The sequence below is a fragment of the Paenibacillus cineris genome (assembly GCF_018333335.1).
Classification (GTDB): domain Bacteria; phylum Bacillota; class Bacilli; order Paenibacillales; family Paenibacillaceae; genus Paenibacillus_AQ; species Paenibacillus_AQ favisporus.
This window is the reverse complement of the sequence record NZ_BORU01000001.1, coordinates 2,082,916-2,096,053: the sequence shown is the minus strand read 5'-3', so window position 1 is coordinate 2,096,053 and position 13,138 is coordinate 2,082,916. Positions and strand designations below refer to the sequence as shown.

12 protein-coding genes are annotated in these 13,138 nt (G+C 53.2%); 2 read left to right on the top strand and 10 right to left on the bottom strand.

What is annotated here, in order from left to right; translation table 11 throughout:
• Positions 1 to 188 precede the first annotated feature (188 nt).
• The 8 genes from yicI to KI379_RS09955 all read right to left on the bottom strand — a co-directional run bounded on the left by yicI (position 189) and on the right by KI379_RS09955 (position 9,033).
• Entirely contained in the window at positions 189 to 2,510 is a 2,322-nt protein-coding gene (gene yicI, locus KI379_RS09990; RefSeq protein WP_212983453.1) for an alpha-xylosidase, read from the bottom strand.
• A gap of 40 nt (positions 2,511 to 2,550) precedes the next feature.
• Entirely contained in the window at positions 2,551 to 3,390 is an 840-nt protein-coding gene (locus KI379_RS09985) for a carbohydrate ABC transporter permease (RefSeq protein ID WP_244169174.1), read from the bottom strand.
• Positions 3,387 to 4,313 (bottom strand): carbohydrate ABC transporter permease, encoded by a 927-nt coding sequence (locus tag KI379_RS09980; protein ID WP_145134338.1) that lies wholly within the window; start codon positions 4,311 to 4,313, stop codon positions 3,387 to 3,389. Before KI379_RS09980 ends, KI379_RS09985 begins: the two co-directional genes overlap by 4 nt.
• Positions 4,314 to 4,337: 24 nt before the next feature.
• The gene (locus KI379_RS09975; RefSeq protein ID WP_212983452.1) at positions 4,338 to 5,561 is read right to left on the bottom strand and encodes a sugar ABC transporter substrate-binding protein; all 1,224 of its coding nucleotides are present in this window, start codon (positions 5,559 to 5,561) and stop codon (positions 4,338 to 4,340) included.
• A 112-nt stretch (positions 5,562 to 5,673) separates the two neighbouring features.
• A complete protein-coding gene (locus tag KI379_RS09970) occupies positions 5,674 to 6,729 on the bottom strand; it encodes a LacI family DNA-binding transcriptional regulator (RefSeq protein ID WP_145020834.1) in 1,056 nt (351 codons plus the stop codon).
• Between the two features lie 320 nt (positions 6,730 to 7,049).
• Positions 7,050 to 7,445 (bottom strand): VOC family protein, encoded by a 396-nt coding sequence (locus KI379_RS09965; RefSeq protein WP_076167127.1) that lies wholly within the window; start codon positions 7,443 to 7,445, stop codon positions 7,050 to 7,052.
• Between the two features lie 235 nt (positions 7,446 to 7,680).
• Entirely contained in the window at positions 7,681 to 8,478 is a 798-nt protein-coding gene (locus KI379_RS09960; RefSeq protein ID WP_212983451.1) for a helix-turn-helix transcriptional regulator, read from the bottom strand.
• Between the two features lie 123 nt (positions 8,479 to 8,601).
• Entirely contained in the window at positions 8,602 to 9,033 is a 432-nt protein-coding gene (locus KI379_RS09955; protein ID WP_089546902.1) for a winged helix-turn-helix transcriptional regulator, read from the bottom strand.
• Positions 9,034 to 9,209: 176 nt separating this feature from the next.
• Between KI379_RS09955 and KI379_RS09950 the strand changes: the two genes are divergently transcribed.
• The gene (locus tag KI379_RS09950; protein ID WP_089546901.1) at positions 9,210 to 10,427 is read left to right on the top strand and encodes an MFS transporter; all 1,218 of its coding nucleotides are present in this window, start codon (positions 9,210 to 9,212) and stop codon (positions 10,425 to 10,427) included.
• A 138-nt stretch (positions 10,428 to 10,565) separates the two neighbouring features.
• Positions 10,566 to 11,408, top strand: a complete 843-nt coding sequence (locus KI379_RS09945) for an aldo/keto reductase (protein ID WP_212983450.1) — start codon at positions 10,566 to 10,568, stop codon at positions 11,406 to 11,408.
• A gap of 106 nt (positions 11,409 to 11,514) precedes the next feature.
• Here the strand turns inward: KI379_RS09945 and KI379_RS09940 are convergent, their stop codons facing one another.
• Both KI379_RS09940 and KI379_RS09935 read right to left on the bottom strand, forming a co-directional pair.
• The gene (locus KI379_RS09940; RefSeq protein ID WP_244879239.1) at positions 11,515 to 12,258 is read right to left on the bottom strand and encodes a spermidine synthase; all 744 of its coding nucleotides are present in this window, start codon (positions 12,256 to 12,258) and stop codon (positions 11,515 to 11,517) included.
• 83 nt (positions 12,259 to 12,341) lie between these two features.
• The gene (locus tag KI379_RS09935; protein WP_076167139.1) at positions 12,342 to 13,061 is read right to left on the bottom strand and encodes a YebC/PmpR family DNA-binding transcriptional regulator; all 720 of its coding nucleotides are present in this window, start codon (positions 13,059 to 13,061) and stop codon (positions 12,342 to 12,344) included.
• Between the last annotated feature and the right edge of the window lie 77 nt (positions 13,062 to 13,138).

Here is a 13,138-nt window from a genome sequence, read left to right as displayed (position 1 = left end):
GCGTTAACGTTATAAATAATAGAATGAACTTAAAAAATTAACGTTAAAGTGACGCATCGCGCTATTATAGAAGGAAGCTCAATGTAATAAAAGTAAACGTAAAAACTCCCGAAAAACCGGCCCAAGGCGGTTTTTCGGGAGCCTGATGTCAGTATGGCTCTGGATCCCTTTTGCTTATGGCAAACCCATTACAATTGAAGCGATATCTGCTTAACGCCCGCGTGTGGCGTTAGAAGTACTCCCTGCCCGGTCACGGAAGAATCGGCGCCTTCGATTTGAGCGATCTGGCTTATGCCGCGCAGAAGCAGCTTCCACGGCTTGGTTCCTTCCGCCTGGACATCGATGCGCTCCCCGTTCCGGGTTACCGCGACCTTTAATTCTTCCTTGCCGTTCGTCCCGTTCACAACGCTTGTCGTTTCCGTCCCATCCGCAAGTTCAAAGGCGTGAAGGGTCACGCCGTCCGCGTAGTCGTAATCCGGACGCTGGTCATTGTCTCCGACCGGAATGATGCTTCCGGCCCGCGCCAATAGTGGAACCGTAAAGTAGTCGACCTGCCGGCTGATCCACCGGCCTCCCTCAACACTCTCTCCGGTTACGAAATCGGTCCAGCGTCCATCTGGTACATAGTACCGTGCCAGTCCCTGGTCGTTCATGACGGGTGCGACGAGAAGCGAATCCCCGAGCATATACTGGCGGTCCAGCACATGGCAGTTCGGATCTTCGGGGAATTCCAGCACCATGGCCCGCATGACGGGCACCCCTGTTGCCGCAGTCTGCACGGCGGAACGGAACAGGTATGGCATCAGCGTGCATTTCAGCTTGGTAAAATAGCGCAATACGTCAACCGCTTCCTCGTCGAAGAGCCAAGGCACCCGGTACGACTGGTTCCCGTGCAGCCGGCTGTGCGTGGACAACATCCCGAAAGCGGTCCAGCGCTTATATAGGTCCGGTGTGGCCGTATTTTCAAAACCGCTGATATCGTGGCTCCAGAACCCGAAGCCGCTGAGCGACAAGGACAAGCCGCCGCGAAGCGATTCGGCCATCGATACGTATGAGGCGGAGCAGTCGCCGCCCCAATGCACCGGGAACTGCTGGCCGCCGGCCGTGGCGGAACGGGCAAACACCGCCGCTTCATTTTTACCGAGCGTCTCCTCCAGCACTTCAAATACCGTTTGGTTGTACAGGAACGTGTAATAGTTGTGCATTTTCACCGGATCGGAGCCGTCGTAATAAACGACGTTCGTCGGAATCCGCTCGCCGAAGTCGGTTTTGAAGCTGTCAACGCCCATGTCGAGCAGCTCCTTCAGCTTGCCCTGATACCAGCGGACCGCATCCGGATTAGTAAAGTCGACGAGCCCCATGCCGGACTGCCACCGGTCCCACTGCCAGACGCTGCCGTCCGGATTTTTCACCAGATAGCCGTTCTCCTTGCCTTCCTTGAACAGGTACGACTTCTGCCCGATGTACGGGTTGATCCAGACGCAGATATGAAGCCCTTTGTCTTTCAGCCGCCGCAGCATCCCCTGCGGGTCCGGGAACACGTCGGGATCCCATTTGAAATCGCACCACTGGAACTCCTTCATCCAGAAGCAGTCAAAATGGAACACATGCAGCGGAATGTCCCGCTCGAGCATGCCGTCTACAAAACTGTTGACTGTGTCCTCGTCATAGCTGGTCGTAAACGAAGTCGTCAGCCACAGGCCGAAAGACCAGGCAGGCGGCAGCGCCGGTTTCCCGGTCAAGGCCGTATAGTTTTGCAGAACCTCTTTCAAATTGGATCCGCCGATGATGTAATACTTCAGCTTTTCGCCGGGAACGCTGAACTGCACCTTCGAGACGTTTTCGGACCCGACTTCATAAGAAACGCGCTCCGGATGATCCACGAACACGCCGTATCCTTCGCTGGACACGTAGAACGGAATGTTCTTGTAGGCCTGCTCACTGCTGGTCCCCCCGTCTTCGTTCCATAGATCCACGACCTGCCCGTTTTTCACAAAAGGCGTAAAACGTTCCCCAAGCCCGTACACATATTCGCCGACCCCCAGGTCCAGCTGTTCCCTCATATATACATCCGCCGATTCGGAGGATTTAATGTAAGCCGGTCCTTTATAGCCGGTGCCGGTGAGGCGGCGTCCGTCATAAGCATACGCGACGTTCCACCCCTCGTCCGGACGAACGGTAGCGGTCAGCTTGCCGCTGGTGAGGGTAACGGCGCCGCCGCGCTTCTCGACCTGGACTTTCAAATCCGGCTGCTTATAGATTTGGAAGGCTGGGCCCTTGTCGTCCATGCCGTCATGATGGATGTATTCCACGCAGATGACGTTCTCCATCGGGGAAGAATAGCGGACCGTAAGCAGCGTCGTATTCAGCGTATCGCCTTTGTGGACGATTTTTTTGGTGGATACATACACCGTCATTTCGTCTTCGCGGGTCTCGATATCCCTTACCTCAACCGGATACAATACCTGCAGCCCCTGCCGCACATGCCAATAGCCGTCTGTAAATTTCATAGTGGGTCTCTCTCCTATCTATATCTTCTATTAAAATTCGTCAGTCTTTCATGGAACCGGCGGTAATGCCGCCTACGACGTAGCGCTGCAGGCCGATGAAAATGATAATGATCGGAAGTGCAGCCAGCGTGGCGACCGCCATCAGGTTGTTCCACTCCGTGCCGTACTGCCCGATAAAGCGGTACAGTCCAAGCGTCAGCGGACGTACGCTATCCTCGGTGGTCAAGGTCAGGCCAAAGATAAAGTCGCCCCAGCCAAAAAGGAAGCAGAACACCGCGACTGTCATCATGCCGGGCACAACGAGCGGCAGAATGATTCGTGTAAACGCCGTAAACTGGTTGCAGCCGTCAATCTTCGCCGCTTCCTCCAGCCCTTTGGGCAGTGCCATGAACGACGGCCGGAGGACGAGGACCGCAAACGGCAGCGCATGGATCATGTCCGCCAGGATGAGCCCGAAGTAGCTGTTCACGAGATGAACCTTCGAGAACATGATGAACAGCGGCATCGCCATCATAATACCGGGCAGCATCTGGATCGCGAGCAGCAGAATCATGATCAGCGATTTGCCTTTCAGATCCAGTCTCGCCAGTGCATACGCCGCGGGCGTGGCGAACAGCAGCGACATGATCATCGTGCCGATGGCGATAATAAAGCTGTTGCCGATATACCGGAGCATATCCGTGTTGTGAATGAAGTTGTCATAGTAAGCCGTAAAGGTTGCGTTCAGCACGCCAAAATGGGGCGGTGACGAGAACAGGTCCGTAATTGGAGTTATCGACGTTTTGACCATCCAATAGACGGGAAACAAAAACAACAGGGTGATGACGGCACCGATCACAGTCATGCCGGCGCCCTTCCATTGTGCTCGCTGGTTCATCATGCAGCCTCCTCCTTACTGGACATCCGGAGATAGATCACGGCCAGCACGGTAAGAATCGCGAACATGATCATGGATACCGATGCGCCCTGGCTGAACTGGAATTTGGTGAAGGACAGCTGGTAGGCGTAAATCGGCAGGACGTTCGACGAGTTCACCGGTCCGCCCGCCGTCATGATGAAGATCATGTCAAACACCTTGAACGTGTTGATGATCCCCAGCATGAGCAAAATCAGAATCGTCGGTCGCATGAGCGGCAGCGTAATGTGGCGAAACTGCAGCATTTTTCCCGCACCGTCCAGCTTGGCCGCCTCATACAGCTGCTCCGGCAGCCCTTGAAGTCCGGACAGCAGGATGATCATGTTGAACGGAATGCCTACCCAGATGTTGGCGACGATCGTGGAAAGCAGCGCCGTACTGTTTTCGCTGAGCCAGCTGTGCGGCTCGTGAATGAACCCGAGGCTTTGCAGGATGTAGTTAACGACCCCGTAGTCGCCGTTCAGCATCCATTGGAATACCGAAGCCGTGATGACGACCGGAAGCATCCAGGCGAGCAGCATAAGCGAACGCATCAGGCCCCGGCCCGGGAAACTCCGGTTGAAGAACAGGGCCAGCGCAAAGCCGATCGAAAACTGAAACACGAGGCTGAGAACGGTGAACAATACCGAGTTTCCCAGCGCGGTATAAAAGACCGGATCTTTGAATGTCTTGATATAGCTCGCCAGACCCGCAAAAGCATGATGCCCCTTAAAGTTGTATACCGTCACATTTTGAAAGCTGAGAATCAGGTTGTACACGATCGGGAAAATAATGAACACCAGCAGGAACAGGATGACGGGCAGAACGAACAGATACCGGGTCCATGCTGTACTTCTTAAGCGCTTGGACGTTCTCGGCGCTGCCGCAGAATAGGATTGGTCAGACATGTGGTTCCTCCTCCTTCTCAATATTTAGGGTGCAAGCGGCTTGATCTTGCCGGCGGCCGTTTGAACGGCCTGCTCGGGAGAAACCTGCCCGGTCAGCACCTGCTGAAGCATCGTCTGGATCGCTTCGGAAATTCCCGCATAATCCGGGCCGTAGGCACGTGCCTTGGCCACTTCCATCGCATCCGCAAACACCTTCATCTGCGGATCCTTCTGCCAGAACGGGTCCTGCAGCAAATCTTTGCGGCTCGGCAGACGGCCGTTGGTCTGAAGAAGCTTCTTCAGCCGGGCCGGCTCGTTGGCGAAACGAATGACGTCAAAGGCAGCATCCTTATGCTTGGAGGCTGCAGAGATCGCCCAGTTTTCTCCTCCGAGCACGGTCGCTCCCGTTTTGCCCTTCGGCAGCGGCACGACGCCCCAATTGACTTTGCCTTCCTTCTGCAGGAACGGGATCTGCCACGTTCCGTTCACCATCATCGCCACTTTGCCTGCGGCGAACTGCGTCGCGGTGTCGGATTGCTTCTGCGTGATCACTTCCCTGGACATGTAGTTGTTTTTGGCCATGTAGTCATACAGCTTTACCGCATCGAGCGTGCCCTGACTATCAAAATCGGGAACGTCCGAGCCGGCCTGCAGCAGGAAGGGCAAAAACTGAAACGTCCCTTCTTCCGTCTTCACCGCACTGACCGCGAAACCGTATACATTTTTCTTGGTGAGCAGCTTAGCGTCTTCCTTCAGCTCATCCCAGTTGGTGGGCGGCTTGATGCCCGCTTCATCAAACAACTCTTTGTTATAAAACAGAGCAAGGTTGTTGCTTCCGACCGGAACGCCGTAATTTTTGCCGTCGTACACCGTGGAGGACCATGGTCCGTCATAATATTGATCCGCCTGCCCCCACGCTTTGACCTCGGAGGTGATGTCGGCCAAAATGCCGGCAGCGGCGAACGTCTGATGGTCTGCGCTGTCGATCCATACGATATCCGGCCCCTGATTGCCGATCGAACCAAGCAAAAGCTTGTTTTTGATATCGGAAGAAGATACGTATGTGCGTTTGATTTTCACATTTGGATGGGCCTTTTCATATTCGCTGATGATGTTGTTGATCGCGGTTACGCTGCCGTCCGTCGTCATCGTATCCCACCAGGTCAGGGTGACTTTTCCCGATTCGGTACCGGAACCTGCCGAACAGGCGGTCAGCGTCAGGGCAAACAGCGAAAAGGCGAGAAAGAGCGCTTTCATTTTGCCGCGCATAAGCATGTCCTCCTTACGAAATGATCTAGTATTTGGGTTTTAATGATTATAAAAATCATAAAATGATGTACGTACATCATTTTGTTCGTGAGAAGCCCGGTATCCTATACCCTTAGATATAGTACCGTGCGTTCTCCCTCGTAACCAGCTCCAGCTTGGAGATGTTCTCCCGCAAATTCACCTTCTCGCCGCTGGCGGTATGGTTAAACAGCGTCTTGACCGCCAAATAGCCCTGGTTTACCGGGTCCTGGCAGATCGTCGCCGTGACCGTGCCGCGGTCCAGATCCTGATAAATATCCTCCGTCATGTCATGGCCGATCAGAGCCACGGTGCCGCCAAGACCCGCTTCTTCCAGGTGGCGCGCAATGACATGCAGCTTGGCGCTCGTGACATAAATGCCGTCGACCTGCCGGAAGTACTCGCCAAAGCGGTCCGGATGATCGTATTCCTCATGCTTCAGCTTCAGCGGCAGAGCCATTTCGATGTTCCCCTGCTCGGCAATGACTTCCCGGAAGCCGGTAATTTTCTGCTGCATCTGAAACGTAGTCGCCGACGGCAGGCTGCTGGCATCCGATGTAATCAGTCCGGCCCGTCCGCCGCTTCCGATCAGCTTGCACAGCATGTCCGCAGCGAGTCTTCCGGCGATCCGATAGTCGCAGCCAACATAAAACAGACGCTTGCTGAGCGGCGCGTCGTTATTAAATGTGCATACCGCCATTCCTTTATCGATCGCCTGGTCTATGGGATCCTCCATCTGCTGGGAGTCGTTGGGAGACAAGGCCAGCGCGTCGTAGGCACCGCTGTCCACGATCTCCTGCACGATCTGTCTCTGCTTCTCCGTGTCGTAGCTCTCCGATTTGAAAATTTCAATCCGCAGGCCGTAATCCCGCAGCTCCTCGTACGCAAGGCGAATGCCGCGCTCAATCTGTGTCCAGAAATAATCCGGATGCTCTGGAAACACAATCGCAAAGGAAATTTCAGTCCCCCGTGACAGGAATCTCGCCGATTTGTTCGGCGTGTATTCCAGTTCCTCCAGCTTCTCCATAACCTTCCGGTACGTCTCCGGCTTCACATTGCCGCGATTGTTGAGGACCCGGTCCAGCGTGGCGACCGAGATGCCCAATTGCTGGGCGATTCCTTTTAACGTCAGTCTTTTATGATCCTTCATAAATATACCTCTTGTCTTATTCTGCAGAATGAAAGACGTTTGATCTTTCAGGCAGATTTATTGTAACTCCGCGGCTTCCCGCGTGTCAACGCTTTCATGATGGTTTAGGACAAAAAATGATGTTCGATAATCATTTTATCTCTTCTGGTCTTTCTCTTCGCCTTCCTCTTTGCGCCAGCCGGGATCATGGTTATTTAACTTACAAGCTCCAGTTGTTCCATTGCAAAAAGGGATCTCCGCATGAAGCCCGGAAGTCCCCAGTTTGCTTACAAATTCAACTGATACAGTTAGTTAGCCGGGCTCTGCTATGGAGAACGACGTTAAGATCCGGTCGTAATCATCCAGCGGATGCCAAACTTATCTTCCAATTGGCCGAATAAAGAACCCCAAAAAGCCGGTTTGATCGGGTCGCGAACCGTTCCGCCTTCAGACAGTTTCTCAAATGCAGCATACGCTTCCGGCTCCTGTTCAAATTCCAGTACCAGGTTGATCGCTGTTCCTTGCTGCACCGGTTCGAATACCGCGTCAGACATTAGAATATTCACGCCGGCGGCAACCAGGCTCAAGTGCAACACCTTATCTTTGTATTCTTCCGTAGCGTGAGGCAATTCCCCATGGGTCTGTACCGATACAATTTCTCCTCCGAGCGCCTGAACATAAAACTCAGCCTGCGCTCTGGCATCCTCAGAAAATATGTAAGTCATGTGCTTTGCCATCGTCATTCATCCTTTCCTGAAATGGTTCATTTAGAAGCAGGATTGGTACCCTTGACATGTGACATGGCAGCGGACGATGAATATATGCTTGTCCTTTCCATGAAAACAAGCCGCAGCCGAAAAAGTTCGGGATGACGGAGTCCGAAAAGGCGCAACATTGTATGAATCGTTATGTACATGGATGACTTCCTGCCCCGCTGTCTCTACTATAACACCGCGATCAGGAACGGATTTCTTACCGATTGCTGAGTTGATTGTTGATATGAAGAAAATTGTTCATTAACAGCGGCAGCGATATCAGGATGGGCGGATCGTCCGGATGCGGAACCCGCATGTTTACCCGTTGAAACGGAACCGATTTATCGAGACCGACGACAATCGGGACCTTATGCTTGGCGCGAAGTGTCGTCTGCGGCACCAGAAAATCGGCCGCCCTCATTCCCCATGAGACAGAAGTCGCTAATAAATAGTAGGTTCCAGGCTTCACGCCGGTAAACCGGAATCGACGTGCCGCCGAAGAGATAAGCGTACCGTAAGGTGGCAGCCCTTCAGGGATCGGTTTGGCAAACAATCCAATGAGGATGACCCCTTCAAACGGTACCTCGAAGGATATAGACCCTTCCACGGTCCCCACAGGCGACGTCAAAATCGGCAGATCATACCAGCTTTCGAGCGCTTTAAGCGAGTGTAAATGGTTGTCCGCGATCTCCCTGGAATTCCGGAAAAGGGAAGGCGTAACCCCTACCTTCTCGGTAAATCGGGAAGTAAAAGTGCCCAGGCTCTGCTGTCCGATCTCCAGGCTGATGTCGCGAATGCTGAGATTCGTGTGCAGCAGCAGCTCTTTGGCCCGGTGCAGGCGGAGCGATGATACGTAATAGAGCGGCGGAAGCCCCATCCGCGCTTTGAATATCCGGGCAAAATGGTACGGGCTGTACCCTGCGTACTTCGCCAGCATGTTCAGCTCCAGCGGTTCATCCAGCCGGTTCTGAATATAAGTAATGACTCCATCCAGTTCAGGAAACTTGTTGGTCATACCTTACCTCCCTTAAGTCCCGGATGGATGAGGCGCAATGAGTCTGGGCCAACCCCTGCCAAACCAGGAACAACCGTTCCCGTTCATATTACCATATTTTGCCCTCCAAATAAAAGACAAATTTCAGTTTTTGGACAAGGAAGTTTCCTCTTCTAACGCAGGTTGATCCATTTCGGTGGCGAGGCCGATGTCCTTATTGTTCAGAATGTTATCCTCCAATACGGCAAACTTGTCGCCATACTCTTTAATAATGTGATTCTCCCCCCAAGAGCATAAGGAGTCCAGGATCGGTTTCAGGCTCCACCCGTATTCGCTCAGTTCGTACTCCACCTTCGGCGGAACCTGGTGATAGATGATACGGTTTACGATCCCGTCCTCCTCCAGCTCACGGAGCTGTTGGGTGAGCATTTTCTGCGTGATAGACGGCATCAGCCGCCGCAGATCGCTTGTCCGTTTCTTTCCATGCGTCAAGTGGCACAGGATCACGCACTTCCATTTGCCGCCGATCACTTCCAGCGTTGCTTCAACTGAAATGTTGTATTTCTTTTTTTCCATCCAAGACCCTCCTCGAAATCTATGGGCACTTTTTGGTGCCTATCGTACTAAAAAGTACGTACTGTTCAAATTTACTTCACGGGTACATAATAACATTCACCGGCCGGTAATGACTACCCTTTAGCTTGATCGTAGCATCAAATAGATAGAACAACATATAGGAGTGAGATGATACCATGTCTTTGGATAAAAAACGCGCAACCTTTGCCTTATTAGCTTTAGCCATCAGCGCGTTCGCGATTGGTACCACTGAATTTATCAGTGTGGGGCTGCTTCCCCTGATCGCCAATGACCTGCACATTTCGGTAACCCTTGCCGGGTTGACCGTTACGTTATATGCGCTCGGTGTCACCTTTGGAGCGCCGATTCTAACCTCTTTAACGTCAGGTGTGCCGCGCAAAATTCTGCTTATCGGCATCATGATCGTATTCATTGCCGGCAACAGCCTGGCAGCCGCGTCCACCGGGATTGGCCTGCTGCTTACGGCGCGCATCATTTCGGCCTTATCCCACGGCGTGTTTATGTCGATCGGGTCAACGATTGCGGCCGATCTAGTTGCGGAAAACCGCAGAGCCAGCGCCATTTCCATCATGTTCTCCGGTCTGACGGTGGCGACGGTCACCGGGGTGCCGCTGGGAACATTCATTGGTCAGCAGCTCGGCTGGAGAGCCGCGTTTGTGGCGATCGTAATCGTCGGCGTTATCGCGCTGATTGCCAACCTGATCCTTGTACCGGGCAACCTGCGCAAAGGCGTCCGGACGCCGGTCCGTGATCAAGTCAAAATCGTGGCCAACGGCCGTCTGCTGCTTGCTTTTCTGATTACTGCGCTTGGCTATGGAGGAACCTTTGTCGTATTTACCTACCTGTCGCCGCTGCTGCATGATGTTACCGGCTTTAAAGAATCAACCGTCGCCCTGATACTGCTTCTCTACGGTATCGCCATTGCCATTGGTAATGTGATCGGAGGCAAAGCGGCCAACCGCAAGCCTTTATCCGCCTTATTGTATATGTTCCTGATCCAGGCGGTCATTTTGCTTCTTCTCACATTCACGGCTCCGTTTAAGGTCGCCGGGCTGATTACGATTTTCGGCATGGGGCTCCTTGCTTTCATGAACGTGCCTGGACTTCAGGTATACGTCGTCATGCTTGCGGAACGGTTTGCGCCGAAGGCCGTCGACGTCGCTTCGTCTGTGAACATTGCCGCATTTAACGCCGGCATAGCGCTGGGTGCGTATTTGGGCGGAATCGTGACCGATCATCTCGGCTTGATTCATACCGCATGGATCGGCTCGATCATGGTTGCGGCAGCCGTTCTGCTCACCTGGTGGAGCCGTGCCCTCGAACGCAAGGATACGGCGTCATCCGATAGTGACAACAACATGCTCAGTGCGTAATCCTGATCCTTTTTTAGCTATCGTATCTAATGCGGATAAGTTCTATACAGTTCCGGTAATGATAAGCGAATGGGTTTCGAATTGCGGAGGCAACACAAATTTATATCATGACAAACAACATCTAGGAGGCAATTTATAATGAATAAACATGTACAAAGCAAAACCCGATTGAATAACGGCATCGAAATGCCTTGGCTGGGCCTGGGCGTCTTCAAAGTGGAAGAAGGCAGCGAGCTCGTCGAAGCGGTGAAAGCCGCCGTGAAGCATGGTTACCGGAGCATCGACACCGCTGCGGTTTATGCCAACGAAACGAGCGTCGGTCAGGGAATCCGCGAGGCACTGGCCGATAGCGGACTGAAGCGGGAAGACCTTTTTGTTACTTCAAAAGTGTGGAACGCAGACCTCGGTTACGATTCGACCATCGCCGCCTACGAGAAAAGCCTGAAGAAGCTGGGTCTCGACTATCTGGATCTGTACTTGATCCACTGGCCGGTTGCCGGCAAATATAAAGAGGCATGGAGAGCGATGGAGCAGCTGTACAAGGATGGCCGCGTCAAATCCATCGGCGTCAGCAACTTCCAAGTACACCACCTGGAGGATTTAATGAAGGATGCGGAAATCGTACCGGTCATCAACCAGGTGGAATTCCATCCGATGCTGACCCAGAAAGAGCTTCGCGACTTCACGAAGCAGCACAACATTCAGCTCGAGGCGTGGTCTCCGCTGATGCAGGGCGAGCTGCTGAACCATCCGCTGCTGAAAGAAATCGCTGAGAAGTACGGTAAGTCCATCGCCCAGGTGATCCTCCGTTGGGATCTGCAGCATGGCGTCGTGACCATCCCTAAATCGACCAAAGAGCACCGTATCGTTGAAAATGCATCGCTGTTCGACTTTGAACTGTCCCAGGAAGACATGGACCGGATCGACGGGCTGAACGAGAACCGCCGCGTGGGTCCTGATCCGGACAACTTCGATTTCTAATTCTGCTTCATCATTCGCAATACGAAACACCATCCCTCCGGATTCGGAAGGATGGTGTTTTTTTAATTTCATCGTTTTTGAACACAGTTAAAACCGTGCTCTGGAGCTACACGCGGTCTCTAAGAATGTATCCCTGCTCCGGCTGCACCTGTATAAAACCTTCCAAACCATTGACTTCCTCTGCGGCCGGCGTTTCCGAGCCCAGGAACAACACGTTCCGTTCTGCATCCCGTTCCCCTTCTGTCAGGGCGAATGCTCGAACTGAAGCAAACACCTGCTCCATTGTGGTATGAATGGCATTTAGCACGGGGTTCCGCTGCAGCCTGCCAGCTGCGTTCATGATCAGCATCCCGCCTGCCTTCAGCTTTTGCCGGGCCATCGCAAAAAATTCCTCGGTCGTCAGATGATGAGGCGTCCCTTCGCGTGTAAACGCGTCTAAGATCACATAATCGAAGGAGCCGTCGGCCTGCTGCTCCAGCAGGGCCCTTCCGTCTCCGATCTCGACATTGTTCCAGCCGTATTGAAAATAGCTTCGGCTCAGCTCCACGATATCCTCGTTGACCTCGGCCACGAGGCATTGGTCTTCGCGAAAATGGCCGGCAATCGTTCCAATTCCGTGTCCGATCATAAAAATTATGCCGTTTTCGGGCGTCCGCTTGCGAATCAGCCGGACAATTTCGCGCGGATACTCCAGTACGATGCGGTCCGGATCCCGGAGGTCGATGGCACCTTGAACCGCGTTGTCTCCAAATTGCAGCACACGGAAGCGGCCCGTTTGACCAAACAGCTCATGCGCTTCGTAGACGACGATTTCCTGACTTCCGTTCGATTTTCTCGCTAATTCATACAATTCCGTCTTCCCCTTTCCTACCGAAAAAAAGGCCATCGTCTTCTCAGACAATGGCCTTCTTCCGGCAAATCGCGTCTCGCTGATTAATCTTCAAGCTCCACGTTGTGGTACACATTCTGGACGTCCTCCAGGTTTTCAAGGGCATCGATCATTTTCTCGAATGCCGGCTGGGACTCGGCCGGAAGCTCCACATAGTTCTGCGCGATCATGGAAACCTCAGCAACCGAAAATTCGGTTACGCCAGCGTTCTGGAAGGCTTCCTGCACGGCATGAAACTGCTCCGGATCGGCATATACAATGACGGAATCGTCTTCCTGGATGATGTCGCGAACGTCGACATCCGCTTCCATCAGCAGCTCCAGAACTTCTTCTTCCGTCTTATCTTCAACGCCGATGACTGCGGTGGAATCGAACATGTAGGCGACCGATCCGCTGACGCCAAGGTTGCCTCCGTTCTTGCTGAATGCAGCCCGGACCTCAGAAGCGGTGCGGTTCACGTTATTCGTCAAGGCATCCACGATCACCATGGAACCGTTCGGCCCGAAGCCTTCGTACCGCAGCTCGTCATAGGTCTCATCAGAGTTGCCTCTCGCCTTCTCCAGCGCGCGGTCAATGATCGCCTTCGGCACATTGTACGTCTTGGCGCGTTCCAGAACGACCTTCAACGCCCGGTTGGATTCCGGATCCGGCTCGCCCTGCTTGGCGACGACATAAATTTCACGCCCGAAGCGGGCATATATACGACTAGTGTTTGCGTCTTTCGATGCTTTCTTCTCTTTAATGTTATTCCACTTACGACCCATACGATCCGCTCTCTTTCACTAATATCAGATTCTATCGTTCCTTGTAGAAGACGTGTTCTATTATATCGCAAAAACGG

Excerpts from the sequence above, each read along its gene's own strand:
- yicI (WP_212983453.1), bottom strand. The coding sequence starts at position 2,510 with ATGAAATTTACAGACGGCTATTGGCATGTGCGGCAGGGGCTGCAGGTA.
- KI379_RS09985 (WP_244169174.1), bottom strand. The coding sequence starts at position 3,390 with ATGATGAACCAGCGAGCACAATGGAAGGGCGCCGGCATGACTGTGATC.
- KI379_RS09980 (WP_145134338.1), bottom strand. The coding sequence starts at position 4,313 with ATGTCTGACCAATCCTATTCTGCGGCAGCGCCGAGAACGTCCAAGCGC.
- KI379_RS09975 (WP_212983452.1), bottom strand. The coding sequence starts at position 5,561 with ATGCGCGGCAAAATGAAAGCGCTCTTTCTCGCCTTTTCGCTGTTTGCC.
- KI379_RS09970 (WP_145020834.1), bottom strand. The coding sequence starts at position 6,729 with ATGAAGGATCATAAAAGACTGACGTTAAAAGGAATCGCCCAGCAATTG.
- KI379_RS09965 (WP_076167127.1), bottom strand. The coding sequence starts at position 7,445 with ATGGCAAAGCACATGACTTACATATTTTCTGAGGATGCCAGAGCGCAG.
- KI379_RS09960 (WP_212983451.1), bottom strand. The coding sequence starts at position 8,478 with ATGACCAACAAGTTTCCTGAACTGGATGGAGTCATTACTTATATTCAG.
- KI379_RS09955 (WP_089546902.1), bottom strand. The coding sequence starts at position 9,033 with ATGGAAAAAAAGAAATACAACATTTCAGTTGAAGCAACGCTGGAAGTG.
- KI379_RS09950 (WP_089546901.1), top strand. The coding sequence starts at position 9,210 with ATGTCTTTGGATAAAAAACGCGCAACCTTTGCCTTATTAGCTTTAGCC.
- KI379_RS09945 (WP_212983450.1), top strand. The coding sequence starts at position 10,566 with ATGAATAAACATGTACAAAGCAAAACCCGATTGAATAACGGCATCGAA.
- KI379_RS09935 (WP_076167139.1), bottom strand. The coding sequence starts at position 13,061 with ATGGGTCGTAAGTGGAATAACATTAAAGAGAAGAAAGCATCGAAAGAC.